Genomic DNA, 26,270 nt, shown 5'->3' with positions numbered 1-26,270 from the left:
CTCTATCAGGCTCCCAAGCTCGTGATAGCATCCGCGCCTATGAATGTTCCAGGAAGAATCACCAGCGGCCTGTTGATGCTGTTATCCAGCTGCGCGGCGCTGGCGCAAAGTGAATTGGATGTGCGGATCAAACCGTCCAACGATGAACTGAAGGCCAATATAGAGGGCTATATCGGTAGCCTCGGCGATCGCGATGAAGAAGCCTTGCTGCGCTTCAGTCGCGGCGCCGAAGAACAGGCGCGCAAGGCCGCCCAGGCCTTGGGGTATTACCAGCCGCAAATCGACAGCGACGTGAAGGGCGGCAAGACGCCGCGCCTGGTGCTGAACATCGATCCCGGCGAGCCGATCCATTTGCGTAACGTCACGATACGTGTCGACGGTCCTGCCGCCTCGCTCAAATCCTTTCGTGTGCCCAAAAGCGACCTGCTAATGCCAGGCGCGGTGCTTAACCATGGCCGTTACGAAGACGCCAAGCGGCTGATCCAGAACCAGGCCTCGCGTTTCGGCTTCTTCAGTGGGCGCTTCACTCGCCAGAAGCTGCTGGTGGACCCGCGCGCGGGCGTCGCCGATATCGAATTGATCTACGACAGCGGCCCGCGTTATGCGCTGGGCAAAGTCAGTTTTGAAGGCGACACGCCGTTCGACGAAGACCTGCTGCAACGCATGGTGCCGTTCAAGGCCGGTACGCCCTATGACTCGGAACTGATCGCCGAACTCAATCAGGCGCTGCAATCGAGCGGTTATTTCGAAGGCGTGCGCGTCGACGCGGCGCCAACGGCCTCCAAGGACGACGTGATCCCGGTGGCGGTCAAACTCGACACCCGCAAGCCGCGGACCATGGGCTTGGGTCTGGGGTTTTCCACCGACGTCGGCCCGCGAATCAAGGCCAACTGGACCCGGCACTGGGTCAACCCGCAAGGCGACAGTTATGGCTGGGAAGCCGAACTGTCGGCACCGCGGCAGAACGTCGGGGTGTTTTACGACATTCCCCTGGACCCACCGTTGACCGACAAACTGCGCTGGGCCGCTGGCTATCAATATGAAGATATCGCTGGCACCGACTCCCGCAGCAAATTGCTGACCCTCGGCCCCGAATGGCACAGCAAATTGCCCAGCGGCTGGCAGCGGGTGGTGTCGCTTAAATGGCAACGTGAGGAATACACACTCGGTGACGACTCGGGGCTCAGTACCTTGCTAATGCCCGGCGTGAGCTATTCGTACCTGAAAAGCGACAACCGCATCGATCCGCATAATGGCTATCGCCTGCAATTCGAAACCAAGGTCGCCAAGGAAGGATTGGGTTCGGACACCAACCTGGTGTATGGCACGGCACTGGTCAAAGGCCTGACCACGGTCTTCGATAAACACCGCTTCCTCGGTCGGGTGCAGGTCGGCGGCAGCGCCACCAACGGTTACAAATCGGTGCCGCCGTCTCTGCGCTTCTTCGCCGGTGGCGATCAGAGCGTGCGCGGTTACGATTACCAGAGCCTGTCCCCGGAGAACTCCGATGGCGACCGTATCGGTGGCCGTTACATGGTGGCCGGCAGCGTCGAGTATCAATACTCCATCGCCGAAAAGTGGCGGGTCGCAACCTTCATCGATCAGGGCAACTCCTTCAACACCCTCGAACTGCCGAACCTGAAGACCGGCGTCGGTATTGGCGTGCGCTGGGTTTCGCCGGTAGGGCCGATTCGCCTCGACCTGGCCCACGCGATGGACGACGACGGCGGCATTCGACTGCACTTTTCCATGGGGCCTGAGCTGTGAAGCGTGGTTTGAAAATAGCGCTGCTGGCGATCCCGGCGCTGCTGATGCTGGTCGTGCTGGCCTTGATCATCGTGCTGGGTACGGCGACGGGCAGTCGCTGGGCGCTCGGGTTTGTGCCGGGTTTGACCGTGGAGAATTTCCAGGGCCGTTTGGGTGGACAGTGGAGCGCCGACCATCTGCTGTGGCAGCAGGACAACAGCCGGGTTGAGCTGAACCAGGCGATTTTCGCCTGGTCGCCACTGTGCCTGACGCGCATGACGCTGTGCATCGAGCAATTGCAGGCCGAGCAGGTCAGCCTGCAATTTCCGCCAGGCGCAGAAGAGCAAAGCAGCGGGCCGATCAGCCTTCCGGACTTGAAATTGCCGCTGGCCATCGAGTTGGGTGACGTCAAGGTCGGCCGTCTGCTGTTCAACGGCAGCGAAGAGCTCAAAGGCCTGCAACTGGCGGCGCACTGGACCGAACAGGGTTTGCAGATCGATTCGGTGCACTTGCAGCGGGATGAACTGAGCCTGAACCTGTCTGGCCTGTTGCAACCGAGCGGCAACTGGCCGCTGACCGCCGAAGGCAAACTGACCTTGCCGGCGCCGGGCACCGAACCCTGGGCGCTGGTGTTGAAGGTCGACGGCGATCTGCTGAAAACCCTGAACCTGAAAGCCGACAGCAGCGGTTACCTGAACGGGCAGTTGACCGGCGAATTGCAGCCGCTGGTGGAAAACCTGCCGGCAAAAGTGCGTATCACCGCTGACGGCTTCAAGGCCAGCGCCGAGCTGCCGGACACCCTGCAACTCAATCAACTGGAGCTCACCGGCGACGGCGACCTGAAAAACGGCTACCAGTTGCTCGGCAAAGCCACGTTGCCCGCCGAACTTGGCCCGGTCGCGTTGTTGCTGCAAGGCAAGGTTGACGCCAAGGGCGCGCAAATCGCGGGTCTCGACTTGAGCGCCAATGACAAACAAAGCCTCAAGCTCACCGGGCAACTGGACTGGAGCAAAGGCTTCAGTGCCGAAGCGAAAATCGACTGGCTGGATTTCCCCTGGCACCGCCTCTATCCGCTGATCGATGAGCCGCAAGTGGCACTGCGCAGCTTCAACGGTGAAGTCTCCTACACCGACGGCAACTACATCGGTAACTTCAAGGCCGCACTGGATGGCCCAGCCGGGGCGTTCAGCCTGAACAGCCCATTCAGCGGCGACCTGAGCCAAATCCATCTGCCGCAATTCAAGCTCGAAGCCGGGCAGGGCAAGGCCGAAGGGCACCTGAACCTGCAATTTGCCGACGGCATCGCCTGGGATACCGCGCTGGACCTCTCGGCGATCAACCCGGCGTACTGGCTCGCGGAGTTGCCGGGTACCTTGGCGGGTCCGTTACGCAGCAAAGGCGAGATGAAGAATGAAAGGCTCAGCCTGACCGCCGACCTGGACCTGAAAGGCAAACTGCGCGGGCAGCCGGCGGTGTTGCAAGCCAAGGCTGATGGCGGCGGCGAGCAATGGAACCTCAGCGCGTTGCAGATTCGCCTGGGTGACAACAGCATCAATGGCCAAGGCAGCCTGCAACAGAAACTCGCCGGCCAGATCGACATCAAAATGCCGCGCCTGGCCCAACTCTGGCCGCAACTGCGCGGCCAGCTCAATGGTCGGGTCAATGTCGCCGGCACGCTCAAGGCACCGCAAGGCAAGCTCGCCCTGCAAGGCACGCAACTGGTTTTCGAAGACAACCGCCTGCAAAGCCTCAATCTGGATGCCACCCTCGACAGTGCCCAACGGGCGAAGATCGACCTCAAGGGCAGCGGCATTCAGACCGGCGACACGTCACTGGGCACCTTGACCGCCAGCGGCCAGGGCGACATCAAAAACCAGAAGCTGACCCTCGACCTGCAAGGACCGAAACTGAAACTGGCGCTCGGTCTCGACGGCGCGTTGGATAAAGGTAACTGGCGCGGGCGTCTGGCCAGTGGCGATATCCAGGCCGGTGGTCAGGACTGGAAGCTGCAAAACCCGGCCAGACTCGAACGGCTGGCGGACGGCAAAATCAACTTCGGTGCCCATTGCTGGATGTCCGGCCCGGCCAGCCTGTGTGGCGAAGACCAGCGCTTGATGCCCGAGCCAAAGCTGCGTTACCACCTCAAGCAGTTCCCGATCGACAGCCTGGCGCAATGGCTGCCGAAGGATTTTGCCTGGCAGGGCCGGCTCAACGCCGACCTGCAACTGGACTTGCCGGCCAGCGGCCCGAACGGCCAGATCAGCGTCGATGCCAGCGGTGGCACATTGCGCATGAAGGAAAAGGACCAGTGGCTGGACTTCCCGTACCAGACCCTGAAACTCACCAGCAAACTCACGCCAAAACGCATCGACACCGACCTCAGCTTCGTCGGTGGCAAGCTTGGTGAGCTGATGCTGCAGGCGCAGATCAACCCGTTGCCGAAGAACAAACCGCTGACCGGCTCATTCCGCCTCAATGGCCTGGATTTGTCGGTGGCGCGGCCGTTTGTGCCGATGGTCGAGAAACTCACCGGGCATTTGAACGGCAGCGGCACGCTGTCTGGCGGGTTGCTGGCGCCGCAGGTCAACGGCAACCTTGAGCTGCGCGACGGTGAAGTCTCCGGGCCGGAACTGCCGATGGCGCTCCAGGCCCTGCAACTGCAAGCGGTGATTGCCGGCGAAACCGTACAGCTGAACGGCGGCTGGAAAAGCGGCAAGGCCGGGCAGGGCAGCCTCAATGGCAACATCGCCTGGGGCCAGGCACTGGTGGTGGATCTGGCGCTCAAGGGCTCGCAGTTGCCGGTCACCGTCGAACCCTACGCCGCGCTGGAAGTCGCGCCGGACCTGAAAATTTCGATGAAGGACGACAAACTCGCAATCGTCGGCAAAGTGCTGGTGCCCAAGGGCGAAATCACCGTGCGTGAGCTGCCGCCGTCGACGGTCAAGGTCTCCAATGACACGGTGATCGTCGGTCAGCAGACCGAAGAGGGCAAGCCGCCGATGGCCATGGCGATGGACATCGATGTGGTGGTCGGGGAAGACAAACTCAGCTTTGCCGGCTTCGGCCTGACCGCCAACCTGCAAGGTCATGTGCACATCGGCGACAACATGGACACACGCGGCGAGCTCTGGCTCAACGACGGGCGTTATCGCGCCTACGGCCAGCGGCTGACGGTGCGTCGGGCCCGCTTGCTGTTTGCCGGTCCCATCGATCAGCCGTACCTGGACATCGAAGCGATTCGCCAGACCGACGACGTGATTGCCGGCATTCGCTTGAGCGGCAGTGCCGAACAGCCGACCACGCAGATTTTTTCCGAGCCGGCGATGAGTCAGGAGCAGGCGTTGTCCTACCTGGTGCTGGGGCGTCCGCTGAGTACCACCGGTGAAGACAACAACATGCTCGCCCAGGCCGCCCTCGGCTTGGGTTTGATGGGCAGCTCCGGGGTCACTAGCGGGTTGGCCAAGGATCTGGGCATTCAGGACTTCCAGCTCGATACCCAAGGCAGCGGCAATACCACCAGTGTGGTGGCCAGCGGCAACATCTCCGAGAAGCTCAGCCTGCGTTATGGCGTAGGCGTGTTTGAACCGGCCAACACCATCGCCTTGCGTTACAAGCTGAGCAAAAAAGTCTACCTCGAAGCCGCCAGCGGCGTGGCCAGTTCGCTGGACATCTTCTACAAGCGGGATTTCTAACACCTCGATCCTTTCAGATAGACCGGGTCGCTCCCGTCGTAAGCAGGTCCGCCCCACACGGCGGCGCTCAGAGTTTGAACTGGGCGACCAAGGTGCTGAACGAACCGGCCAGGCGAGACAGCTCCTGGCTAGCGGCCGCCGTCTGATTGGCCCCCGCGGTACTCTGGGTCGACAGGTCTTGGATGTTCGTCAGGTTACGGTCCACTTCCCGTGCGACCTGGGCCTGCTCTTCGGAGGCGGAGGCAATCACCAGATTGCGTTCGTTGATGATCGAAACGCCGTCCGTAATCTTCTGCAACGCCGAACCGGCGTCCTGCGCCAGGTCCTGGGTTTGAGTGGCCAGTGCCAGGCTCTTGCCCATGGCGTTCACGGCCCCGTCGGCCCCGCGTTGCACAGTGCTGATCATGCCTTCGATTTCCACGGTGGAGGCCTGGGTGCGATGGGCCAAGGCACGAACTTCGTCGGCCACCACGGCAAAACCACGACCTTGCTCTCCCGCACGGGCCGCTTCGATAGCGGCATTCAAGGCCAGCAGATTGGTCTGTTCGGCAATGCTGCGAATCACGTCCAGCACCTTGCTGATCTCCCGGACATTGCCGGCCAGTTCGGTCACTGCCTGGTTGGAATCGGTGATTTCGGCCACCATGTGGGTGATGCCTGTCACGGTCTGTTTGACTTGTGACTGACCGTTAATGGCGTCGCTACTGGCGCTGCTTGAGGCTTGTGAAGTAGTGACGGCGTTACGTGCTACTTCTTCAACCGCAGCGGTCATCTCGTTGACCGCCGTGGCAGCCTGCTGGATTTCATCATTCTGACGGGTTAACCCGCGTGTGCTTTCTTCGGTCACAGCTGACAGTTCTTCGGCGGCTGAGGCCAGTTGATCCGATGCGTTGGCGATTTGTGTGAGGGTACGCTTCAGGCCCCCTTGCATCGCAGAAATGGCATTGAGCAACTGGCCTGCTTCGTCGTGGCTGTTGCCGCTGATGGCTCGGGTGAGGTCCCCACCTGCAATCTCCTGTGCGTAAGACACGGCCAGCGCCAATGGACGTGTGATCATGCGGGTGATGAAGACGCCAAGGGCGATTGCCAGGACGAACGCAATGATGATCCCGGTCGTCAACGACAGTATGGCGGTGCGGTGCAACGCTTCCGCCTCAGCAGCGCCTTCGCCTATCTGTCGGTTGTTGGAATCAACCATCACCCGTATCAGGCTTCGCGCTTCACTGAACGCGATGTTATTGGTGCCGTTGAGGATGACGGCGGCCTGGTCCAGATTTTTGGCGTCTATCAGTTCGACAATCTTTTGTGATGTGCTGATGTAGGTCGGCCAGACCAGGTCCAGTTTGTCACCCGCCGCGCGCTGATCGTCCTGCAGTGGCGTCGCACGGTAGCTGGCGTAGACATTTTTTGCAGTGTTCAAATCAGTCACCAGCGCTTCGTGCAGGCGGTGATTTTCGCTGTCCGGTAACACGCCTCTTTGCCCATCAAGCAGACGATACATCCCACGGTTGTGCGCGGTGAGGCTGCTCAGGGTTTCCCCGATTTTGCCCACTGACACGAGGTCGTCAGAAAAGGTCAACGCCAGCGCCGTGGACAACCGATTAATGCTCAGGATGCTACCGGCGCCTACGAGTAGAGTAATCAAGGCGCAGAAAACAAACGCTGTCAGCAGTTTGGTCGAGAATTTAGAGCGGCTCAGGATGTTCATTCAGTGAGCTCGGTTGGAGTTTGTATGGGTTTGATCGGTGGGGATTAATCGCCACCATAATGGCTTCACAATAATTCACTAACTAGAACATTTATCATTTTTTCGCTCGTAGCCCAGAGCAAGACATCACGGACTCTGGACGTGGGGGGAGGAAACACACCCAGTCTATTTCTGCGGGATCGCTGAAGGTCTGACAGGTGCGCCTGTGCTCAAATCCGTTGAGCGGGTGGGGCGTAATCGGATGCCGCGATTGACATCAAAATGTCATCTTTTAATCGCATGAACGCCATGTTCGCTGAGTAATGTTCTCGCGAATGAGATCGATCTCAAGCGAGCGACAATGACTGATTTGAAAGAAGTTGCACGACTGGCAGGTGTATCGCGGGCGACTGCCGCGCGGACCTTCGCCTCCCCTGAAGTGGTGCGTCCGGCGACCCGCGAGCAAGTGTTCGCCGCTGCCCGCGAACTGGGTTTTCGGCCCAATCGCCTCGGCCGTCAACTGCGTTTGCAAACCACCAACCTGATCGGGGTGGTGGTCCCCAATCTCCTCAATCCGGTGTTCGCCGAGCAATTCCAGGCAATGGAGCGGGCCGCGCGTTTGCGTGGCTACAATTTGTTGCTGGCGACCACCGATTACAACAGCGAGCGTGAAAGCGCGGTGGTCGAGGAGTTGTTGCGCCAGCGGGTTGACGGGCTGGTGCTGACCGTTACCGATGCCGAAAGCAACCGCGTGCTGCAAAGCCTCGCCAGCGAGGACACGCCGTTTGTGCTGGCTTATCACCAACCGGGCAATCCCGATTACAGCGCGGTGTCGGTCGACAACCGCGCCGGGATGGCACTGGCCACGCGCTATTTGCTGGACGCTGGGCATCGGCGCATTGGCATGGTCGCCGGCCCGGCCTTGCAGTCTGACCGTGCCCGTCTGCGTTACGCCGGTTATGGCGACGCGATGCGTGAGCACGGCCTCGACAGCTTGCCGGTGATCGAAATGCCCGCCCATACCCAAGCCGATTTCGCCGCCCTTGAACCTTTTTTGTCCGGACCACAGGCGCCCAGCGCGTTGGTTTGTTCCAACGATTTGCTGGCGATCAGCCTGATCGCCGAACTGCGCCGACACGGCTGGAATGTGCCTGGGCAGATGTCAGTGATCGGTTTCGACGGTATCGCCCTGGGCACGCAAATGCACCCCACGCTGTGCAGCGTGGTGCAGCCAATTGCAACGCTGGCCAGCACGGTCATTGACCAATTGCTGGCACAAATTGCTGGCGCTGCCCCGGTTTCCCATTGCCTGCCTTGCCATGTCCGGCCAGGCGAAAGTACTCAACCCTACGAGGAGAAACTCGATGACCCGCTTCACTAAAACCCTGGCTGCGTTATGGCTGTGCGGTGTGGCCAGCCTGGCCCAGGCCGCTGAAACGGCGATTTGCTACAACTGTCCACCGGAATGGGCAGATTGGGGCACTCAACTCAAGGCCATTGCCGACACCACAGGTGTGCAGGTACCGCTGGACAATAAAAACTCTGGCCAGGCTCTGGCGCAGTTGGTTGCCGAGCACGCCGCGCCGGTGGCGGACGTGGTGTATTACGGCGTGACATTCGGTTTACAGGCACAAAAAGCCGGAGTCGTCGGGACTTATAAACCCAAAGGCTGGGAGCAGATTCCGACGGGGTTGAAAGACCCGCAGGGGCACTGGTTTGCAATTCATTCCGGCACGTTGGGAATCATGGTCAACGTCGATGCGCTGGGTGGCTTGCCGGTGCCGCAGAGCTGGGCTGATCTGCTCAAGCCTGAGTACAAAGGCATGGTCGGCTACCTCGATCCATCCAGTGCATTCGTCGGTTACGTGTCCGCGGTCGCCATTAATCAGGCGATGGGCGGGACCCTGGATAACTTCGCGCCGGCCATTGATTACTTCCAGAAACTGGCGAAAAACGCGCCCATCGTGCCGAAACAAACCGCGTATGCGCGGGTGCTTTCCGGTGAGCTGCCGATTCTGGTCGACTACGACTTCAACGCTTACCGTGCGCGCTACAAAGACAAGGCGAACGTCGCTTTCGTGATCCCCAGGGAAGGCAGCATCAGCGTGCCTTACGTGATGAGCGTGGTCGACAATGCACCGCATCGCGCCAACGCCGAAAAGGTCCTGGATTTTGTGCTGTCCGACCAGGGGCAGGCGTTGTGGGCCAAGGCATATCTGCGTCCGGTTCGTGAGATGAAGATGCCGGCCGACGTCGCCGCGCAGTTCCTTCCGGACAGTGACTATGCCCGCGCCGGCGTGGTCGATTACGAAAAAATGGCGGCGGTGCAGGAAGCCTTTGCTGCGCGCTATCTGAGTGAGGTCAAGTAAGTGACGACTGTGCCGCTCAACGTGCAGGACGTCTCGTCCCGCCACGATGTTTTGCAGCGCTTGCGACCAACGGCTGCCTGGGCGCTGGCCCCGGCGGCAGCGGTTCTGCTCGCGTTCTGGCTGTTGCCGCTGGCGCATTTGATTGTGCTGGGTGGGCAGGGGCGCGAGGGCAGCGACAGTGGCTATTGGCAAGTGCTCAGTAGTGCGCAATACCTTGGCAGCCTGGTGCAGACCTGTCTCCTTGCGGCGTTGGTGACACTGGCGGCGTTGTTGGTCGGTGGCATCAGCGGGGTGTTTCTCGCTCGCCAGCAGTTCTTCGGTCGCTCGGCGTTAGTTGCGCTGCTGACGTTTCCGCTGGCGTTTCCCGGGGTGGTGGTCGGCTTTCTGGTGATTCTGCTGGCCGGTCGACAAGGCCTGTTCGCCTCGCTCGGTCTGGGGCTGGCGGGTGAGCGCTGGATTTTCGCTTACTCGCTGACGGGGCTGTTCATCGGTTATCTGTACTTCTCGATTCCGCGGGTGATTCTCACGGTGATGGCCGCGTGTGAAAGCCTGGATCGCAGCCTGGAAGAAGCCGCGCACTCACTCGGCGCCGGACATTGGCGGGTGGTGTGCGACGTGATCGTGCCGGGGTTGGCCCCCGCGCTGGTATCCTGCGGCGCCATTTGTTTCGCGACGTCGATGGGCGCTTTCGGCACTGCGTTCACCTTGGGCACGCGGCTGAACGTGACCCCCGTGGCCATCTATAACGTGTTCACCAACTACGCCAATTTCACCGTGGCCGCTGCGCTGTCGGTCATCCTCGGAGCAGTCACCTGGGCGGTGCTGTTGCTGGCACGGCGCGTGGCCAAACAGTCGGGGACGGTTTTGTGAAACGAACAACGCTGTTTATCGCACAGCTGGTTTTTACCCTGCTGGTCTGTGCCTTCATGTTGGTGCCGGTGCTGATGTCATTGCTGGCGGGGCTGACGCGCAATTACTTCGTCGGGGTGTCCAGTGGCCTGACGTTCGACTGGTTGATTCAGGTCTGGCAAAGCTACTCGCCGACGGTCTGGTTATCACTGCGGTTGGCGGTTGCCTGTGCCGTGTGTGTTTGCGTGATCGGCGTGCCGGCGGCTTATGCCCTGGTGCGGATGAACAACCGCTTCAGCCGTGCATTTGAAGAGCTGATGGTGTTGCCCGTGGCCATGCCGGGCTTGGCCAGTGCCTTGGCGTTGCTGCTGACCTACGGGCAATTCGGCGAGTTTCGCAGCAGTTGGCTGTTTATCCTGGTGGGTCATGTGCTGTTTACCTTGCCATTTCTGGTGCGCCCAGTAATGGCGGTGATGCAGCGCCAGCAATTGCCGACGCTCGAAGAGGCGGCGGCGAGCCTCGGTGCCGGGCCGATCAAGCGTTTCTTCAGTGTGGTGGTGCCCAATTGTCGGGCCGGGATACTGGCCGGAGTGTTGATGGTCGTCACCCTGTCGCTGGGTGAGTTCAACCTGACCTGGATGCTCCACACACCGATGACCAAGACCTTGCCGGTGGGCCTGGCCGACAGCTATGCCTCGGCGCGGCTGGAAGTGGCCAGCGCCTACACCCTCATATTTCTGTTGATGATCGTGCCGCTGCTGATTGCGTTGCAAGCCATCAGCGCCCGTCTTTCTCGTGGAGAGCGTCGATGACTGGAACCACTATTCGCCTGCAGGGTTGCCGCAAGGCGTTCTCTGACGGCACCGTTGCTGTAGATGATTTGAACCTGACTATCGAGGCCGGGGAAACCTTGGCGATCCTTGGCCCGTCCGGTTGCGGTAAAACCACCACGTTGCGCATGATCGCCGGCCTTGAACGCCCGGATGTCGGGCAGATTTTCTTTGCCGACAGTGACGTCACACGCCTGCCGATCGAGCGCCGCGACGTGGGCATGGTGTTTCAGAATTACGCGTTGTTTCCGAACCTGGACGTGGCCGGCAATATTGTTTACGGCCTGAAGATAAGAGGCCTGTCGCCCGCCGAACGCAACAAGCGTTGCGCCGAGTTACTGGAACTGGTCGGCCTGCAGGATCACGGCAAACGCCGCATTCACGAGTTGTCCGGCGGCCAGCGTCAGCGGGTGGCACTCGCCCGTGCGTTGGCCCCCCGGCCTCGGGTGTTGCTGCTTGATGAGCCGTTGGCAGCGCTGGATGCGCAGTTGCGCGAACGGCTGCGCAGCGAGCTGGATCAACTGCTGCGCAGCTTGCGCATTACCTCGGTGTTTGTGACGCACGACCAGGGCGAGGCCATGGCGCTGGGGGACCGGATCCTGGTCATGGAGCGCGGACGCATCGCACAACTGGCCACGCCACGAGACATCTATCAGCAACCCGCCAACGCGTTTGTCGCCAGTTTCGTCGGCAACCTCAATGCGTTCCCGGTGATCGAACCGACCGCCCATGGCTTGAAGGTCAGCGGTGGCGAGTTGCCCTGGAAGGGGATCCCTGTGCCGACGACGGTGTACTGCCGTCCTGAGCATTTGCGGGTGATGGATGGTGCCGGGCATGTGCGCGGTCGTCTGGTCGGGCAGTTTTTCCAGGGGGCGCAAAGTCGCCTGTTGGTGGACGTCGGGGCCGGGCAGCCATTGCTGGTCGACAGCGCTGACGGCGTCATTCATGCCACTGGCGCTCTGATTGCCCTGGCCATCGAGCCACACGTGTTGTTCACCCTGCATTCGTGATGTTTTTTGTTTAAGAGCACTTATTTTGAACAGTCCGTTTCTTATTGCGCAGATCAGCGATTTGCACCTTAAAGCCGATCAAAAGCTGACCTATGGCGTGGTCGATTGTCTGGGCGCGTTGCGGCGCGCGGTGGATCATTTGAATGCCAGCCAACCGCGCCCTGACATCGTGGTCATCAGCGGCGACCTGGTGGATTTCGGCCGTGCCGATGAATACGCGGTGCTCAAGCGCGAACTGGCGCGATTGCACATGCCTGTCTATCTGGTTCCCGGCAATCACGATCATCGCGAGCAGCTACTGGCGGGATTTACCCATCACACTTATTTGCCGACTAACGCCAACGCGCCGCTCGACTGGGTGGTCGAGGAGCATCCGGTACGCCTGATCGGCTTGGACTCGACCCGGCCGGGCGCCCATGGCGGTCAATTGCTGGACAGCCAGTTGCGCTGGCTCGATGAGCAATTGTCCCGTCGCCCCCATGTACCGACGCTGTTGATTCTCCATCATCCGCCCTTTATCACGGGCATCGGCCACATGGACCACGAGCCGTTTATCAATACCGCTGCTTTGGAAGCGCTCGTCGCTCGCCATCCGCAGGTAGAGCGCTTGCTTTGTGGGCATCTGCATCGGCCCATGCAGCGTCGCTTCGGCGGCTCGTTGAGTTGTGTGTGCCCCGGCACTTCCCACCAGATCGTGCTGGATCTGGAGGCATCCGCGCCCGCACATTTCAATCTGGAGCCGGCGGGGTACCTGGTACATCGCTGGCATCCGCAACAAGGTCTGGTGACCCACAACGCCGTGTTCGGTGAATACGCCGGGCCTTATCCGTTTTATGACGATCATGGATTGATCGACTGATAACGCCAGGACGATGACGATGCTGTGCTTATTTAGCTTGGGGAGGTTTTAACGACGGCCACTTAGTACGGTTACATGACGTTTATCTCAATGATGACTTAATGCGCGGGCTTATCCATTGGTGGGCCCGTTGCTTCCTGCTGTCTTTTTACTGCGCACAGAACATGGTTTCTGCGCTGGAGTTCGCCCTGATGAAAGCCTCGTTTCAAGTATTAAGTTTTTTGACCGGCGGTTTGGGCATGGCCCTGAGTCCCTTGGCGTCTGCTGATTTTATTAATGACAGCAAAGCCAACTTGAACTTGCGTAACTTCTATTTCAATAACGATAACCGCGACGGTGCCGCCGCGCCGTCGAAAACTGAAGAATGGGGCCAAGGCTTCATGCTCAACTATCAGTCGGGGTTCACCGACGGTACGGTGGGTTTCGGTCTGGATGCGATCGGTTTGCTTGGGATCAAGCTAGACAGCGGTGAAGGACGGCATGTCGGCAGTTCAATGATTCCCAGTGATGGCGATAAGGCCGCGGATCAATGGGCGCGTGCCGGCGCGACAGCAAAGATGCGGTTCTCCAAGACCGAGTTGCGCTACGGCACCTTGCAGCCAAAGTTGCCGATTCTGGTGGCGAACGATGGTCGACTGCTGCCGCAAACCTTTGAAGGCGGTCAGGTCACCAGCAACGAACTCGATAATCTGACCTTTACCGCCGGCCAACTTGAGCATGCCACTGGCCGCGGTTCCAGCGACAGTGCCGGCCTGGCGGTAGCGGGTGCCAACCAGGAAAGCAACAAGTTCACCTTCGCCGGCGCTGATTACAAACTGACTAAAGACCTGACTGCCCAGTATTACTACGCCAACCTTGAAGACTATTACCAACAGCACTTCGCCGGTGTATTGCATGTACTGCCGTTGGGTGAGTACGGCTCGCTGAAAACCGACTTGCGATATTTCAAGACCACTTCCGATGGCAAGAACAGCAGTGCCGCCGGGCGTGCCAGTGGTTACAAGTTAGGTGGTTATACCAAAGGCGGGACGGGTGAAATCGACAACGATACCTGGAGTGCGGCATTCATTTACTCGTTAGGCGGCCATGCCATTACAGCGGGTTATCAAAGCGTTTCCGATGACAGCAACTTTGCTCAACTCAATCAAGGCGGGCTGGTCGACAAAGGCGAGGGCGGCGCCAGTCTTTATCTGTACACCGACCGCACCATTCAAACCTTCATCCAGGCCGGCGAACGGACCGCATTCGCGCAATATGCCTACGACTTCGCGGCCGTGGGAGTTCCGGGTCTGAAGGCGTCGGTCATGTATCTCAAGGGCAACAACATCCAGACGACAAGCGGCCAGGACGCGAGCGAATGGGAGCGAGATATCTCCCTGGATTATGTGATTCAAAGTGGCGCGTTGAAGAACGTCGGTTTCGGCTGGCGCAACGCAATGTCACGCAGCGATATCGCCCGCAATCAGGATCAGAATCGCCTGATCGTGAGCTATTCCATTCCCCTGATGTAAGCCCCTTCAAGCCCATCGGCGAACAGGTTCACGATCATGTGGGTGAACCTGTTCCTGCCGACGATTGACCACTCTATCCCCCCGCCGCCGATCAGCTAAATACAAAGCATCCTAACTATTGCGTTGACATTGGCTGCCTAAGCAGTAATATCTCGACATACATTCACTGCCTAGGCAGCTAATTGGTGGTCCGATGAAACATTTCTCCTCATACGATTTCCATAATTGCCATCTCGGCCTCTTGCTCGGACGCGCCGCGCTGCTCAAGGACCGGATCATCGACACGCACATGGAACCCCACGGCATCACCGCCGCGCAGTTCAAAGTGTTGATCATCATGGCCCAGTTCGGCGTCGATACCCCGGCCGAGCTGTGCCGCCACCTGTCGCTGGACAGTGGTTCGATGACCCGCATGCTCGATCGTCTGGAACAGAAAGGTTTCCTCGCCCGCCAACGCTCCGAAGCAGACCGCCGTCAGGTGCAACTGGTGCTGACCGAACAAGGTCAACAGTTGACTGACCGTCTGCCGGAAATCGGCGCCGATGCCATGAATGAACTGGCCGGGGCCATCACCCCGGAAGAACTGAAAGCCCTGGAACACATCCTGAAGAAAATCCTGGTAGCGGCGGGTGACTCGATCACCTTGCTGCGGGTAGGTGGCGATGAACAGTAAACGCCTGCGTACCGGACTGAGCCTGGTGCTGTTGGCCATGAGCGTCGCCGGTTGCGCCAGTTACAGTGGCCTGAGCACCGAAGGCGTCAGCCTCGATGCGAAGAACCTCAAGGCCGGGCAGTCGCTCAATGGCGTGACCCTGACACCCGCCGCATGGCCGAAAAGCGACTGGTGGAAAAGCCTCGGCGACCCGCAGCTCGACGGCTTGATCCGCGAAGCCCTGCACGACAGCCCCGACATGCAAATCGCCGACGCCCGTGCTCACCAGGCCAGTGCTGCCGCCTATGCCGCCGATGCTGCACGGATGCCCACCCTCGATGCCAACGCCGGTGTCAGCCGTTCGCGTCTGGCCCGCGACAAAGACCCGAGCGGGCGGGGTGGCACTTACTCCACCGTGCGCAATCTCGGCGCCAGCTTCAATTACACCTTCGACCTCTGGGGCGGCCAGCGCGATGCCTGGGAAGCCGCGTTGGGCCAGGCCCGCGCCGCCGAAGTCGATCAGCAGGCCGCGCAACTGACCTTGTCCGCCGACGTCGCCCGCGCCTACAGCGATCTGGGGCAGGCGCACATCATCCATGACCTGGCCAGCGAAGACCTCAAGCGCACCAAACAAATGCTCGACCTCAGCCAGCGTCGCCTGAGCTCGGGGATCGATAGTCAGTACCAGTTCCAGCAAACCGAAAGCCTTGAAGCCAGCGCCGAAGCCAGCCTGATCGACGCCGAGAAACGCCTGCAAAGCGCGAAAATCGCCTTGGCGGTGCTGCTGGGCAAAGGCCCGGATCGCGGCAACGAAATCGCCCGGCCGAAAGTCCTTCAGGCCAGCGCCGTTGCATTGCCGTCGGTATTGCCGGCCGAACTGCTCGGTCGTCGTCCCGACCTCGTGGCCGCGCGCTGGCGGGTCGAGGCCGCGAGCAAGAACATCGCCGCTGGCAAAACACAGTTCTATCCCAACTTGAACTTGAGCGCGGCGGCGGGTGCCGAATCTTTACTGGGCGATGCGATGTTTGGATCGGCGAGCCGTTTCTTCAACATCGCTCCAACGATCTCGGTGCCGATTTTCGACGGCGGCCGCCTGCGTGCCGACCTCGATTCCCGCGACGCCGATTACGACCTCGCGGTGGCGCAGTACAACAAAAGCCTGGTGAAAGCTTTAGGCGATGTCAGCGACACCATCAACCAGTTGCACGATATCGGCCGGCAAATCGGTGCCCAGCAACACGCCACCGACATCGCCCGGGATTCTTACAACACCGTGGTCCAGCGCTACGGTTCCGGCATCGGCAACTACCTCGACGTGCTCAGCATCGAGCAGCAGTTGCTCCAGGCCCAGCGTCAGCTGGCCAACCTGAATGCCGAGCAGATCGACCTGTCGATCCAACTGATGCAAGCGCTGGGTGGCGGATTTCAGGGCGAAACCCTGACCGCCGCCAACGCAACCCCAGCCACGCAGCACAACTAATTCAAGGTACTTGTCATGGCCACTGCCGATACAACTCCAACCCCAACGCCTGACAACGGTCAAGACACGAGCAACCCGCGCAAGCGCAAGGTGATGCTGTTTGTCCTGACCATCATGGTGATCCTCTCCGGAGCCGGCGTCTGGGGTTATCACCAATTCTTCGGCCGCTGGAGCGAAAGCACCGACGACGCCTATGTGAACGGCAACGTGGTGGAAATCACGCCGCTGGTCACCGGCACCGTGGTCAGCATCGGCGCCGACGATGGCGATTTGGTCCATGAAGGCCAGGTGCTGATCAACTTCGATCCGAACGACGCCGAAGTCGGTCTGCAAAGCGCCCAGGCCAACCTGGCCCGCACTGTGCGCCAGGTGCGCGGTTTGTACAGTAACGTCGACGGCATGAAAGCCCAGGTCAATGCGCAGCAGGCCGAAGTGCAAAAGGCTCAGGAGAACTTCAATCGGCGGAAAAACCTCGCTGCCGGCGGGGCGATTTCCCAGGAAGAGCTGTCCCACGCCCGTGATGACCTGACCTCGGCGCAGAACGCCCTGGCCAACGCCCAACAACAGCTCAAGACCACCAGCGCGCTGGTCGATGACACAGTGGTGTCGTCGCACCCGGACGTGATGGCCGCCGCTGCGCAAGTGCGTCAGGCGTACCTGAACAATGCCCGCAGCACCTTGATCGCGCCGGTCACCGGTTATGTCGCCAAACGTACCGTGCAACTCGGTCAGCGTGTCCAGCCGGGCACCGCGCTGATGGCGGTGATTCCGCTGGATCAGCTGTGGATCGACGCGAATTTCAAGGAAACCCAACTGCGTGACATGCGCATCGGTCAGCCGGTGGACATTGAAGCCGATCTCTACGGTAGCAACGTCAAATACAGCGGCACCATCGACAGCCTCGGTGCCGGGACCGGCAGTGCGTTTGCCTTGCTGCCGGCGCAGAACGCCACCGGTAACTGGATCAAGATCGTGCAGCGGGTGCCGGTGCGGATTCACATCAATGCCGAAGAACTGGCCAAGCACCCGTTGCGGGTCGGCCTGTCGACTCAGGTCGAGGTGAACCTGCGTGACCAGAGCGGTCCGGTGTTGGCGCAACAGCCACCGCAAAAGGCTTCGTTCAGTACCAATGTGTATGACCGTCAGTTGGTCGAGGCCGACGCGATGATCACCCAATTGATCCACGATAACAGCGCCGCGGTCAGCAAAACCGCGCACCGCTGATTCGCCATCACACCGACCCTGTGGGGGTGAGCTCCCTCTCCACACTCACTCCCACAAGGTCAGCTGCGTCAGTAACAGGCGCTGTGCCAATCCCGCTCCAAAAAATTCAGCTCCAAAGGATTCGCGATGAGCCATAACGCCTCTTTCTCGCCGCCCAGCCTGGTGCTCAGCACCATCGGCCTGTCGCTGGCGACGTTCATGCAAGTGCTCGACACCACCATCGCCAACGTGGCTTTGCCGACGATTTCCGGCAACCTGGGCGTGAGTTCGGAGCAGGGCACCTGGGTGATCACCTCGTTTGCCGTGAGCAACGCCATCGCGCTGCCGCTGACGGGTTGGCTCAGCCGGCGCTTTGGTGAGGTGAAACTGTTTCTCTGGGCGACGATGCTGTTCGTGCTGGCGTCGTTTCTGTGCGGTATCTCGACTTCGATGCCGGAGCTGATCGGCTTTCGGGTACTGCAAGGCCTGGTGGCCGGGCCGTTGTACCCCATGACCCAGACGCTGTTGATCGCGGTCTATCCGCCCGCCAGGCGCGGCATGGCCCTGGCGTTGCTGGCGATGGTCACGGTAGTGGCGCCGATTGCAGGTCCCATCCTCGGCGGCTGGATCACCGACAGCTACAGCTGGCCGTGGATCTTCTTCATCAACGTGCCGATCGGGGTTTTCGCCGTGATGGTGGTGCGCCAGCAACTCAAGGCGCGTCCGGTGGAGACCAGTTACCAGCCGATGGATTACGTGGGTCTGATCACCTTGATCATTGGCGTTGGCGCATTGCAGGTGATTCTCGACAAGGGCAATGACCTGGACTGGTTCGAATCGAACTTCATCATCATCGGCGCGGCTATTTCGGTGATTGCGCTGGCAGTGTTCGTGATCTGGGAAATGACCGACAAACACCCGGTGGTCAACCTGCGGCTGTTCGCCTACCGCAACTTCCGCATCGGCACCATCGTGCTGGTGGGCGGTTACGCCGGGTTCTTCGGCATCAACCTGATCCTGCCGCAATGGCTGCAAACCCAGATGGGCTACACCGCTACCTGGGCTGGCCTGGCGGTGGCACCGATCGGCATTCTGCCGGTGGTGTTGTCGCCGTTTGTCGGTAGGTACGCGCACAAATTCGACCTGCGATTGCTGGCCGGTGGCGCGTTCCTGTGCATCGGTTTGAGTTGTTTCATGCGCGCCGGGTTTACCAACGAAGTGGACTTCCAGCACATCGCCCTGGTGCAGCTGTTCATGGGCATTGGCGTGGCGCTGTTCTTCATGCCGACCTTGAGCATTTTGATGTCGGACCTGCCGCCGAGCCAGATTGCCGACGGCGCGGGGCTGGCGACCTTCCTGCGGACCCTGGGCGGCAGTTTTGCGGCGTCGTTGACCACCTGGATCTGGATTCGCCGGGCCGATCAGCACCATGCGTATTTGAGTGAAAGCATCACCACCTATGAGCCGGCAACCCGGGAGGCGTTGAACACGCTGGGCGGGGCGGGCAACCCGGCCTACGCGCAACTGGATCATGTACTGACCAGCCAGGCGTACATGCTCTCCACCGTGGATTACTTCACGTTGCTGGGGTGGGCGTTCATGGGCTTGATTCTGCTGGTATGGCTGGCGAAACCGCCGTTTGCGGCGAAGGCGGGGCCGGCTGCTTCCGGCCACTGAGGCAGGAAGATCGGTCCCACGCAGAGCGTGGGAACGATCAGGCTGAAGGTGCTGCCAATTGCGGCGGCGGGGTGAAATCAAACGGCGCCAACGCAAACCCTTGCTCATCCACCTGCAACGCCCAGCCTTGACGGTCCCAATCCCCCAGCACAATGCGCTTGGCCGCCTGCTCGCCAATCTGCAACTTGTGGATGGCGGGGCGATGGGTGTGGCCGTGGATCAAGGTTTTCACACCATAGGCCTGCATGACCCGCGGCACTTCTTCCGGCGTGACATCGACAATGTCATTGGCCTTCATCCGCGTTTGCGCACGGCTTTCACTGCGCAGCTTGCGCGCCAGTTTATGCCGTGTGCCCAAAGGCAGATGGCGCAGGATGAACAGGGTGATCGGGTTACGCAGGTAGCGCCGCAGCTTCATATAACCTACGTCGCGGGTGCAGAGGCTGTCGCCGTGCATCAACAGCACCGGCTCGCCGTAAAACTGCACGACACTCGGATCTTTGAGCAAGGTACAGCCGGCCGCTTTGCAGAAGGCCTTGCCGAGCATGAAGTCGCGATTGCCGTGCATCAGGAAAATGGCCGTGCCGCTGTCGCTGAGGTCGCGCAGGGCCTGGCAGATGGAGCGCTGGAAGGCTGTCATGGCATCGTCGCCAATCCACGCCTCGAAAAAGTCGCCCAGAATGTACAACGCACTCGCCGAGCGGGCGCGTCCAGCGAGCAAATCCAGAAACGCCCGGGTAATGTCCGGGCGCTCCTCTTCCAGATGCAAGTCTGAAATCAGCAGTATCACTCAATGATCTCGGCTTTCTCGATGATCACGTCGTCTGCAGGTACGTCCTGGTGACCGGCCTTGGAGGTGGTGGCCACGCCTTTGATCTTGTCGACGACGTCGGTGCCTTCAACCACTTCGCCGAATACCGCGTAGCCCCAGCCCTGAACGGTCTTGGCGCTGTGGTTCAGGAAGCTGTTGTCAGCCACGTTGATGAAGAATTGCGCGGAAGCCGAATGCGGCTCCATGGTGCGGGCCATGGCAACGCTGTACTTCTTGTTCGGCAGGCCGTTGTCGGCTTCGTTCTGAATGCTTGGGCGCTTGTCTTTCTTTTCTTTCATGCCAGGCTCGAAACCGCCGCCCTGGATCATGAAGTTACCGATGACGCGGTGGAAAACAGTGTTTTCGTAGTGACCGGCCTTGACGTATTCGATGAAGTTGGCAACGGTCAGCGGTGCCTTTTCAGCGTTCAGTTGCAGGACGATGTCGCCGAAGTTGGTAGACAGTTTGACTTTGGTCATGATGGGTACTCATTCTAAGAATTCGTGGGTTTCGGGGCTCTACAGCCCTCAACCGGTCCGGCCAGTGTCGGCCAAGGTGCGCAGTTTAGCGTGCCGCACGCGAATTTCGAGGCTGTTTTTCATCGCCGGCCGATTAAATGCAACCGATTGCCGGCCTGCTCTGTCAGCCACTTGACAGCATCGGCTATGATAAGCCCCTTTGATTTATAACAGCCGCTTTGATTTGGCCAACTGGCCGCGCACTTGTACGTTCAAGGATCCTATGAGCAAGCCCACTGTCGACCCTACCTCGAATTCCAAGACCGGCCCTGCCGTGCCGGTCAATTTCCTGCGCCCGATCATCCAGGCGGACCTGGACTCGGGTAAGCACACGCAGATCGTTACCCGTTTTCCGCCTGAGCCCAACGGTTACCTGCACATCGGTCACGCCAAGTCGATCTGTGTGAACTTCGGCCTGGCCCAGGAATTCGGCGGCGTCACGCACCTGCGTTTCGACGACACCAACCCGGCCAAGGAAGACCAGGAATACATCGACGCGATCGAAAGCGACGTCAAATGGCTGGGCTTCGAATGGTCCGGTGAAGTGCGCTATGCCTCGCAGTATTTCGACCAGTTGCACGACTGGGCGGTAGAGCTGATCAAGGCCGGCAAGGCCTATGTCGACGACCTGACCCCCGAACAGGCCAAGGAATACCGTGGCACCCTGACCGAGCCGGGCAAGAACAGCCCGTTCCGCGACCGCTCGGTTGAGGAAAACCTCGACCTGTTCGCTCGCATGAAGGCCGGCGAATTCAAGGACGGCGCACGTGTGCTGCGGGCCAAGATCGACATGGCCTCGCCGAACATGAACCTGCGCGACCCGATCATGTATCGCATCCGTCACGCGCATCACCACCAGACCGGCGACAAGTGGTGCATCTACCCGAACTACGACTTCACCCACGGTCAGTCGGACGCCATCGAAGGCATCACCCACTCGATCTGCACCCTGGAGTTTGAAAGCCATCGTCCGTTGTACGACTGGTTTCTCGACAACCTGCCGGTGCCGGCGCACCCGCGTCAGTACGAATTCAGCCGTCTGAACCTCAACTACACCATCACCAGCAAGCGCAAGCTCAAGCAGCTTGTGGACGAGAAACACGTCAACGGCTGGGACGATCCGCGCATGTCCACGCTGTCGGGCTTCCGCCGCCGCGGCTACACCCCGGCGTCGATCCGCAACTTCTGCGACATGATCGGCACCAACCGTTCCGATGGCGTGGTCGACTTCGGCATGCTCGAGTTCAGCATCCGTCAGGACCTGGACGCGAATGCCCCGCGCGCCATGTGCGTGCTGCGTCCGTTGAAAGTCGTGATCACCAACTACCCGGAAGACCAAGTCGAGAATCTCGAACTGCCACGTCATCCGCAGAAAGAAGAACTCGGCGTGCGCAAGCTGCCGTTCGCCCGTGAAATCTACATCGACCGCGATGACTTCATGGAAGAGCCGCCAAAAGGCTACAAGCGCCTGGAGCCGAACGGCGAAGTGCGTCTGCGCGGCAGCTACGTGATCCGTGCCGACGAAGCGATCAAGGATGCCGACGGCAACATCGTCGAACTGCGTTGCTCGTACGATCCGGACACCCTGGGCAAGAACCCTGAAGGCCGCAAGGTCAAAGGCGTGGTGCACTGGGTGCCGGCTGCGGCCAGCGTCGAGTGCGAAGTGCGTCTGTACGATCGTCTGTTCCGTTCTCCGAACCCGGAGAAGGCCGAAGACAGCGCCAGTTTCCTGGACAACATCAACCCTGACTCACTGCAAGTCCTCACCGGTTGTCGTGCTGAACCCTCGTTGGGCAACGCACAGCCGGAAGACCGTTTCCAGTTCGAGCGCGAAGGTTACTTCGTCGCGGATATCAAGGACTCGAAACCGGGCGCTCCGGTATTCAACCGTACCGTGACCCTGCGTGATTCGTGGGGCCAGTGATCAAGTCTTAAGGAACCGTCGTGCTTACGATCTACAACACGCTCACCAAGAGCAAAGAAGTCTTCAAGCCGCTGGATGGCAACAAGGTGCGCATGTACGTCTGCGGGATGACCGTGTACGACTACTGCCACCTGGGCCATGGCCGCAGCATGGTCGCGTTCGACCTGGTGACCCGCTGGTTGCGGTTCAGCGGTTACGACCTGACTTACGTGCGCAACATCACCGATATCGACGACAAGATCATCAATCGGGCCAACGAGAACGGCGAGTCGTTCGAGGCCTTGACCGAGCGCATGATCGCGGCGATGCACGAAGATGAAGCGCGCCTGAACATCAAAAAACCGGACATGGAGCCGCGTGCCACGGATCACATCCCGGGCATGCACGCGATGATCCAGACCCTGATCGACAAGGGTTACGCCTACGCACCGGGCAATGGCGATGTGTACTACCGCGTCGCCAAGTTCATGGGCTACGGCAAGCTGTCGCGCAAGAAGATCGAAGACCTGCGCATCGGCGCACGAATCGAAGTCGACGAGTCGAAACAGGACCCGCTGGACTTCGTGCTGTGGAAAGGCGCCAAGCCAGGCGAGCCGAGCTGGCCATCGCCGTGGGGCGACGGTCGTCCGGGCTGGCACATCGAGTGCTCGGTGATGTCCACCTGCTGCCTGGGCGAGACTTTCGACATTCATGGCGGCGGCAGCGACCTCGAGTTCCCGCACCACGAAAACGAAATCGCCCAGAGCGAAGCGGCCACCGGCAAAACCTACGCCAACGCGTGGATGCATTGCGGCATGATTCGCATCAATGGCGAGAAGATGTCCAAGTCCTTGAACAACTTCTTCACCATTCGCGACGTGCTCGAAAAGTACCACCCGGAAGTCGTGCGTTACCTGCTGGTGTCGAGCCACTACCGCAGCGCGATCAACTATTCGGAAGACAACCTCAAGGACGCCAAGGGCGCCCTCGAGCGTTTCTACCATGCGTTGAAAGGCCTGCCGAAAGTGGCACCTGCTGGCGGCGAAGCCTTCGTCGAGCGTTTCACCCAGGTGATGAACGACGACTTCGGCACGCCGGAAGCCTGTGCGGTGCTGTTCGAGATGGTCCGCGAGATCAACCGTCTGCGCGAGAGCGATCTGGATGCGGCGGCCGGTCTGGCGGCACGCTTGAAGGAACTGGCCAGCGTGCTGGGTGTATTGCAGCTTGAAGCCGATGACTTCCTGCAGGCCGGTGCCGAAGGGCGGGTCGACGCGGCTGAAGTCGATGCACTGATCCAGGCGCGCCTGACTGCCCGTGCCAACAAAGACTGGGCCGAATCCGACCGCATCCGCGACCAGCTCACCGCCATGGGCGTGGTGCTGGAAGACGGCAAGGGCGGCACGACCTGGCGTCTGGCTGACTGATCGCTGCGTTTGCTACAAACAAAACCCGCCTTGTGCGGGTTTTTGTTTGTTTGGTTGAAGATCAAAAGATCGCAGCCTTCAATCCCCCAATTGGCGCAACCGCTTGTAAAGGGTATTGCGACTAACCCCTAACCGCCGCGCCAAGTGCGAAATATTTCCCCCAGCCGCCTGCAATTGCCGATTCAATGCCTCGGCATCATTCAAATCAACGGCTATCGGCTCCGGCGTATCCACCGGCTCCATCTCCAGATCGACAAAAAAATCATCCGGCAAATGTTCCGGCCGTACGGGTTGCTCTTCGGCCATGGCCAACGCCACCTGCATCACGCTGCTGACCTGACGCAAATTCCCCGGCCACGGATGGCGGCTGAACAGTTCCAGCACCTCGGGGCTCAACCCGGCCCACTGCGACGGTTCACGGTGTTGCTCCCACAAGCGCTTGAACAGTGCCTGCTTGTCGCTGCGTTCCCTGAGCGGTGGCAGTTCCAGGGTCAAACCACCGATGCGGTAATACAAATCCTCACGAAACCGCCCCAACTGCACCTGCTCGCGCAATGAGCGGTTGGTCGCCGAGATGATCCGGATGTCCACCGGGAACAACTCGCTGCTGCCCACCGGTTGTACGCAACGTTCCTGCAATACCCGCAGCAGCCGGGCCTGGGTCGGTAGCGGCATGTCGCCGATTTCATCGAGGAACAGGGTGCCTTTGTCGGCCTTGCGGATCAGCCCGATGCTGCCTTTCTGGTTGGCGCCGGTGAACGCGCCTTTCTCGTAGCCAAACAGCTCGGACTCCACCAGTTCGGCGGGGATCGCTGCACAGTTGACGGCAATGAACGGTTGTTTGCTGCGTGAGCTGGCGTGGTGCAGGGCTTTGACGAAGACTTCCTTGCCGACCCCGGTTTCCCCGTGGATCAACAATGGAATGTCCTTCTCCAGCAAACGTTCGGCCTGGCGCACGGCTTTTTCCACGCGGCTGTCGCCAAAGTGCAGGGTGTTGAGGCTGATCGCGGCGGGCGCTGCCAGGGTGGGCTCAGTGCACTTTATTTCAGGGCTTTTCGTTTCAGCGCTCTTTTTTTCTGCAAACAGCCGCGCCTGAATCGACGCCTGTTTCGGTCGTTTCAGCACGCACTGGAAACGGTTGTTTCCTGAGGCTTGCAGGGAAAACGGCAGGCCGTCCGGCTGATTCAGCAGTTCCATCAACGAGACTTTGAACAGGCTTTCGACGCTGACCCGCGACAGGCTGATGCCCAGCAGATTGTCGGCCCGGCGGTTGGCCGACAGTACCTGACCGGTTTCATCGAAGATCAGCATCCCGGCCCATTGGCTGTCGAGGTTGTTCAACCCGGTGTTGAAGGTCAGTTGGAAATGCTGGCCGTGGAACAGGTTGAGGATCAGCCGGTTCTCCACGGTCTGGCTCATCATCTTGACCATGCCCAGGGTGTGGGAGGGCGGCAGGTAGCTGTCGCTGGACACATCCAGCACCGCGATCACCTTGCGCTCGGCATCGAAAATCGGCGCGGCGGAACCGGTCATGAAGCGGTTGGCCTTGAGGAAATGTTCATCGTGCTCGATGTGCACGGCCTGCTCGCAGGCCAGCGCGGTGCCGATCGCATTGGTCCCGCTGCAATGCTCCATCCAGCTGGCGCCGACGCTGAAACCGCGGGTCAGGCTCGGTTCGATGAAACGCTGGGTACCCCACGACGTCAGCACCTGGCCGTGATTGTCGGCGAGCATGATCAGGCAATTGGAGTTGCTGAGGATGTTTTCGTAATACGGCAGGACTTCCTGATGGGTGGTTTGCACCAGGGAATGCTGGCTCTCCAGCAAGTGGGCGATGCCGTCTGCCGGCAGCTGATCGAACGCCGGAGCGCTCTGATGATCGAGCCCGAACGCGCGGCAGCGGGACCAGGAGTCCTGGATGATGGCGTCGTGGGAGCGCTTTGAGACAGGTACGGCCATGGCGGTCGATCTCTGGGCAAGCTTTTATTGTTTTTATGGGTTTTGCATCACGTGAGGGCCACGCAAAAAACATCCGTAGAGTGTTGTTCA

General features: G+C 60.2%; 19 protein-coding genes and 1 pseudogene. 15 read left to right on the top strand and 5 right to left on the bottom strand.

The genetic code is table 11. From position 1 onward, the window contains the following. Nucleotides 1-39: 39 nt before the first annotated feature. The gene (locus tag F475_RS13235; protein ID WP_207238872.1) at nucleotides 40-1,767 is read left to right on the top strand and encodes an autotransporter assembly complex family protein; all 1,728 of its coding nucleotides are present in this window, start codon (nucleotides 40-42) and stop codon (nucleotides 1,765-1,767) included. Further along, nucleotides 1,764-5,438 (top strand): translocation/assembly module TamB domain-containing protein, encoded by a 3,675-nt coding sequence (locus F475_RS13230; protein ID WP_111454082.1) that lies wholly within the window; start codon nucleotides 1,764-1,766, stop codon nucleotides 5,436-5,438. Before F475_RS13235 ends, F475_RS13230 begins: the two co-directional genes overlap by 4 nt. Before the next feature lie 67 nt (nucleotides 5,439-5,505). Here F475_RS13230 and F475_RS31075 read toward each other — a convergent pair whose 3' ends face one another. Both F475_RS31075 and F475_RS31070 read right to left on the bottom strand, forming a co-directional pair. Next, on the bottom strand, nucleotides 5,506-6,369 hold the full coding sequence (locus tag F475_RS31075) for a methyl-accepting chemotaxis protein (RefSeq protein WP_371924316.1): 864 nt from the start codon (nucleotides 6,367-6,369) through the stop codon (nucleotides 5,506-5,508). Next, nucleotides 6,364-7,146, bottom strand: a pseudogene (locus tag F475_RS31070) (MCP four helix bundle domain-containing protein); the annotation flags it as partial. The gene F475_RS31075 and the pseudogene F475_RS31070, both read right to left, overlap by 6 nt. A 340-nt stretch (nucleotides 7,147-7,486) precedes the next feature. Here F475_RS31070 and F475_RS13220 point away from each other — a divergent pair. The 11 genes from F475_RS13220 to F475_RS13170 all read left to right on the top strand — a co-directional run bounded on the left by F475_RS13220 (nucleotide 7,487) and on the right by F475_RS13170 (nucleotide 19,565). Continuing rightward, nucleotides 7,487-8,506: a substrate-binding domain-containing protein gene (locus F475_RS13220; RefSeq protein ID WP_111454080.1), complete on the top strand. Its 1,020-nt coding sequence runs from the start codon at nucleotides 7,487-7,489 to the stop codon at nucleotides 8,504-8,506. Then, nucleotides 8,490-9,494: an ABC transporter substrate-binding protein gene (locus tag F475_RS13215; RefSeq protein ID WP_018925471.1), complete on the top strand. Its 1,005-nt coding sequence runs from the start codon at nucleotides 8,490-8,492 to the stop codon at nucleotides 9,492-9,494. The genes F475_RS13220 and F475_RS13215 overlap by 17 nt, the downstream gene beginning before the upstream one ends. Further along, entirely contained in the window at nucleotides 9,495-10,364 is an 870-nt protein-coding gene (locus tag F475_RS13210) for an iron ABC transporter permease (RefSeq protein WP_018925472.1), read from the top strand. It abuts the gene before it with no gap. After that, nucleotides 10,361-11,155 carry an ABC transporter permease gene (locus tag F475_RS13205; protein ID WP_018925473.1) on the top strand — a complete coding sequence of 265 codons (795 nt, stop codon included), beginning with the start codon at nucleotides 10,361-10,363 and terminating at the stop codon, nucleotides 11,153-11,155. The genes F475_RS13210 and F475_RS13205 overlap by 4 nt, the downstream gene beginning before the upstream one ends. Beyond that, entirely contained in the window at nucleotides 11,152-12,183 is a 1,032-nt protein-coding gene (locus F475_RS13200; protein ID WP_018925474.1) for an ABC transporter ATP-binding protein, read from the top strand. Before F475_RS13205 ends, F475_RS13200 begins: the two co-directional genes overlap by 4 nt. A gap of 25 nt (nucleotides 12,184-12,208) precedes the next feature. Further along, complete coding sequence (locus F475_RS13195; RefSeq protein ID WP_064618825.1) at nucleotides 12,209-13,042, top strand: phosphodiesterase; 834 nt, start codon at nucleotides 12,209-12,211, stop codon at nucleotides 13,040-13,042. 191 nt (nucleotides 13,043-13,233) lie between these two features. Next, nucleotides 13,234-14,553, top strand: coding sequence for an OprD family porin (locus F475_RS13190; protein ID WP_026286361.1), 1,320 nt, complete (start codon nucleotides 13,234-13,236; stop codon nucleotides 14,551-14,553). 193 nt (nucleotides 14,554-14,746) lie between these two features. Continuing rightward, nucleotides 14,747-15,226, top strand: a complete 480-nt coding sequence (locus F475_RS13185) for a MarR family winged helix-turn-helix transcriptional regulator (protein ID WP_111454079.1) — start codon at nucleotides 14,747-14,749, stop codon at nucleotides 15,224-15,226. After that, nucleotides 15,216-16,685: an efflux transporter outer membrane subunit gene (locus F475_RS13180; RefSeq protein ID WP_111454078.1), complete on the top strand. Its 1,470-nt coding sequence runs from the start codon at nucleotides 15,216-15,218 to the stop codon at nucleotides 16,683-16,685. The genes F475_RS13185 and F475_RS13180 overlap by 11 nt, the downstream gene beginning before the upstream one ends. A 15-nt stretch (nucleotides 16,686-16,700) precedes the next feature. Then, nucleotides 16,701-17,909, top strand: a complete 1,209-nt coding sequence (locus F475_RS13175; protein WP_018925479.1) for an HlyD family efflux transporter periplasmic adaptor subunit — start codon at nucleotides 16,701-16,703, stop codon at nucleotides 17,907-17,909. 126 nt (nucleotides 17,910-18,035) lie between these two features. Beyond that, nucleotides 18,036-19,565 carry a DHA2 family efflux MFS transporter permease subunit gene (locus F475_RS13170; RefSeq protein ID WP_018925480.1) on the top strand — a complete coding sequence of 510 codons (1,530 nt, stop codon included), beginning with the start codon at nucleotides 18,036-18,038 and terminating at the stop codon, nucleotides 19,563-19,565. A 37-nt stretch (nucleotides 19,566-19,602) separates the two neighbouring features. On the opposite strand, the gene lpxH is transcribed toward F475_RS13170, so the two are convergent. Further along, on the bottom strand, nucleotides 19,603-20,355 hold the full coding sequence (gene lpxH / locus F475_RS13165; RefSeq protein WP_111454077.1) for a UDP-2,3-diacylglucosamine diphosphatase: 753 nt from the start codon (nucleotides 20,353-20,355) through the stop codon (nucleotides 19,603-19,605). Then, on the bottom strand, nucleotides 20,352-20,855 hold the full coding sequence (locus F475_RS13160; RefSeq protein WP_086944998.1) for a peptidylprolyl isomerase: 504 nt from the start codon (nucleotides 20,853-20,855) through the stop codon (nucleotides 20,352-20,354). The genes lpxH and F475_RS13160 overlap by 4 nt, the downstream gene beginning before the upstream one ends. 262 nt (nucleotides 20,856-21,117) lie before the next feature. Between F475_RS13160 and F475_RS13155 the strand changes: the two genes are divergently transcribed. Then, nucleotides 21,118-22,818 (top strand): glutamine--tRNA ligase/YqeY domain fusion protein, encoded by a 1,701-nt coding sequence (locus F475_RS13155; protein WP_111454076.1) that lies wholly within the window; start codon nucleotides 21,118-21,120, stop codon nucleotides 22,816-22,818. A 20-nt stretch (nucleotides 22,819-22,838) separates the two neighbouring features. Beyond that, nucleotides 22,839-24,221, top strand: a complete 1,383-nt coding sequence (gene cysS / locus F475_RS13150; RefSeq protein WP_111454075.1) for a cysteine--tRNA ligase — start codon at nucleotides 22,839-22,841, stop codon at nucleotides 24,219-24,221. A gap of 78 nt (nucleotides 24,222-24,299) precedes the next feature. Here the strand turns inward: cysS and F475_RS13145 are convergent, their stop codons facing one another. After that, the gene (locus F475_RS13145) at nucleotides 24,300-26,180 is read right to left on the bottom strand and encodes a sigma-54-dependent Fis family transcriptional regulator (RefSeq protein ID WP_111454074.1); all 1,881 of its coding nucleotides are present in this window, start codon (nucleotides 26,178-26,180) and stop codon (nucleotides 24,300-24,302) included. Nucleotides 26,181-26,270: the final 90 nt, after the last annotated feature.

It is taken from the genome of Pseudomonas sp. URMO17WK12:I6 (genome assembly GCF_003253625.1).
Classification (GTDB): Bacteria; Pseudomonadota; Gammaproteobacteria; order Pseudomonadales; family Pseudomonadaceae; genus Aquipseudomonas.
The sequence above is the reverse complement of the archived record's forward strand: the minus strand, read 5'-3'. Positions and strand labels throughout refer to the sequence as shown.

What these genes read in the sequence shown, in the direction of transcription:
- F475_RS13185 (WP_111454079.1), top strand. Translation starts at nt 14,747, where the DNA reads ATGAAACATTTCTCCTCATACGATTTCCATAATTGCCATCTCGGCCTC.
- F475_RS13215 (WP_018925471.1), top strand. Translation starts at nt 8,490, where the DNA reads ATGACCCGCTTCACTAAAACCCTGGCTGCGTTATGGCTGTGCGGTGTG.
- F475_RS13155 (WP_111454076.1), top strand. Translation starts at nt 21,118, where the DNA reads ATGAGCAAGCCCACTGTCGACCCTACCTCGAATTCCAAGACCGGCCCT.
- F475_RS13180 (WP_111454078.1), top strand. Translation starts at nt 15,216, where the DNA reads ATGAACAGTAAACGCCTGCGTACCGGACTGAGCCTGGTGCTGTTGGCC.
- F475_RS13190 (WP_026286361.1), top strand. Translation starts at nt 13,234, where the DNA reads ATGAAAGCCTCGTTTCAAGTATTAAGTTTTTTGACCGGCGGTTTGGGC.
- F475_RS13220 (WP_111454080.1), top strand. Translation starts at nt 7,487, where the DNA reads ATGACTGATTTGAAAGAAGTTGCACGACTGGCAGGTGTATCGCGGGCG.
- F475_RS13175 (WP_018925479.1), top strand. Translation starts at nt 16,701, where the DNA reads ATGGCCACTGCCGATACAACTCCAACCCCAACGCCTGACAACGGTCAA.
- F475_RS13160 (WP_086944998.1), bottom strand. Translation starts at nt 20,855, where the DNA reads ATGACCAAAGTCAAACTGTCTACCAACTTCGGCGACATCGTCCTGCAA.
- F475_RS13200 (WP_018925474.1), top strand. Translation starts at nt 11,152, where the DNA reads ATGACTGGAACCACTATTCGCCTGCAGGGTTGCCGCAAGGCGTTCTCT.
- F475_RS31075 (WP_371924316.1), bottom strand. Translation starts at nt 6,369, where the DNA reads ATGCAAGGGGGCCTGAAGCGTACCCTCACACAAATCGCCAACGCATCG.
- F475_RS13235 (WP_207238872.1), top strand. Translation starts at nt 40, where the DNA reads ATGAATGTTCCAGGAAGAATCACCAGCGGCCTGTTGATGCTGTTATCC.
- F475_RS13170 (WP_018925480.1), top strand. Translation starts at nt 18,036, where the DNA reads ATGAGCCATAACGCCTCTTTCTCGCCGCCCAGCCTGGTGCTCAGCACC.
- F475_RS13145 (WP_111454074.1), bottom strand. Translation starts at nt 26,180, where the DNA reads ATGGCCGTACCTGTCTCAAAGCGCTCCCACGACGCCATCATCCAGGAC.